This is a genomic window from Oleiphilus sp. HI0067, assembly GCF_001635735.1.
This window is the reverse complement of the sequence record NZ_LWFI01000971.1, coordinates 1-1,918: the sequence shown is the minus strand read 5'-3', so window position 1 is coordinate 1,918 and position 1,918 is coordinate 1. Positions and strand designations below refer to the sequence as shown.

2 protein-coding genes are annotated in these 1,918 nt (G+C 44.1%); one reads left to right on the top strand and one right to left on the bottom strand.

What is annotated here, in order from left to right:
* A partial coding sequence (locus A3739_RS12595) for an ABC transporter transmembrane domain-containing protein (protein WP_255376778.1) occupies positions 1-1,147 on the bottom strand: 1,147 nt, incomplete at its 3' end.
* A 445-nt stretch (positions 1,148-1,592) separates the two neighbouring features.
* On the opposite strand from A3739_RS12595, the gene A3739_RS12590 reads away from it, so the two are divergent.
* Positions 1,593-1,918: helix-turn-helix domain-containing protein (locus A3739_RS12590; protein WP_197472295.1), on the top strand; the 326-nt coding region annotated here is incomplete at its 3' end.

Sequence of the window (1,918 nt, the reverse complement as noted above, 5' to 3'; positions counted from 1 at the left end):
ATGGCCCAACTAGCGCCACGCGCTCCCCTTCTCGAATACTAAAGCTGACTTTATCTAAAGCTTTTACTTGAGGTCTAGCGGGGTATGAAAAAGTAACGCCATCAAATTGAATCACTGAAGCATTACTCGCCGGAAACATATCAGTACCCGACTGATAAGGAATAAGCGTCTCCACAGACAGCAACTCCAAAAGGCGCTCTGTCGCACCAACGGCGCGTTGCAATTCACCATATACCTCGGAGATCGTCGCCACAGCACCGGCCATCATCAAGGCATAAAAAATAAAAGCTGCCAATTCACCACCGGTCATCTCACCGGCCAGCATGTCACTGCCGCCAACCCATATCAGAGAACTTATCGCTACAAACACCAGCAGTATCACTGTCGCAATCAGAAGCGCTCGCTGACGAATACGTTTTCGCGCGACGGAAAAAGCGAGTTCGACTTCTTTATCAAAGGCCGCACGCTCATAATTTTCACGCGTAAAACCCTGCACCGTTTTTATGTTGCGTACAATCTCACCTGCATAAGAGCCAACGTCTGCAATCGAATCTTGGCTAGCACGCGACAATTTTCGAACACGTCTGCCAAACATCAGAATAGGTAGCAAAACAAGTGGCACACCAACCAACACCAACAAGCTCAACTTCAAGTTGGTATAGAGCAACAGAATAAGTGAGCCAACAAAAGTGAGTGCGCTGCGCAGCGCCATCGAAAAAGAAGAGCCAATAATATTTTGCAGCAAACTGGTATCAGTCGTGAGACGAGACATGATCTCGCCACTACGATTCTCTTCAAAATAGGACGGATGTAATGATACTAAGTGTGAAAATACAGCAGATCGCAAATCTGCTGTCACGCGCTCCCCTAACCAAGAGACCAAATAAAATCGCGCATAGGTACCAACAGCCATCAATAGCGATAGCAAAAATACAAGCTGCACTGTATCGGACAAACCATCTAGAGAGTTAGCCACCAAGCCATCATCGACCAATAGGCGCACACCCTGCCCTATTGATAAGGTAATCGCTGCGGTAAAAATTAACGCGATACTGGCACCAACTAATGTCCACTTGTAGGGACGCATAAAGGCCCATAATTTAAGTAAGACACTCAATGACTTCTTCGGTGCTTTTTGGTTTGCCATATAAAAATTTGCTTAGAGACGATTAGGAAGAAAAGAATAGTACGAAGATAGTTGAAGGATGGGAACACAAATAAAAAAGCGGGCGCACTCAGGGTTGTATGTACGCCCGAACTACTGAACTCATAAACATCTAACCTTATAGCATCAATTCATCCATATCATGCTCATTGAGATCTAGATCCGATGCATTCAAGGTAAAGTCCTGATCAAAAAATCTCAAAATCAAACTAAATAAACTCATCGCAGCTACCTCATTTAATCAATAAGTTTCACTAACTTTGCGCAATGTAATATTGATACTGCGTCTACAACTGCAAGGCATAAGCCTTCATGTAGTTCCATATTGGAACCTTGACTCACAATATAGGTTCTAAAATGGAACTTTTCAACCTATAATTTACGAAATTGAACAATTAATACTCTGATTTCACTAAGAGAAGCATCTATGAAGTGGGAAGACATCGAATCGCAAAACTGTTCTATGGCTCGTGGTCTAGCTATTTTTGGCGACCGCTGGACGCTGCTAATTATTCGCGAGTGCTTCCGTCGAGTTAGGCGTTTTTCAGATTTTCAAAAGGCCTTAGGCATCACCAAACACCGCTTATCTGATCGACTTACAAGACTCGTTGATGAAGGCATACTCACCAAAGTTCCTTACGATGACTCTGCAAAGCGATTCGAATACCGTTTAACCGACAAAGGCTTAGAGCTCTATCCCATTCTGATGAGCGTTGCGCTCTGGGGAGATAAGTGGCTTTCAGACGAAGACGG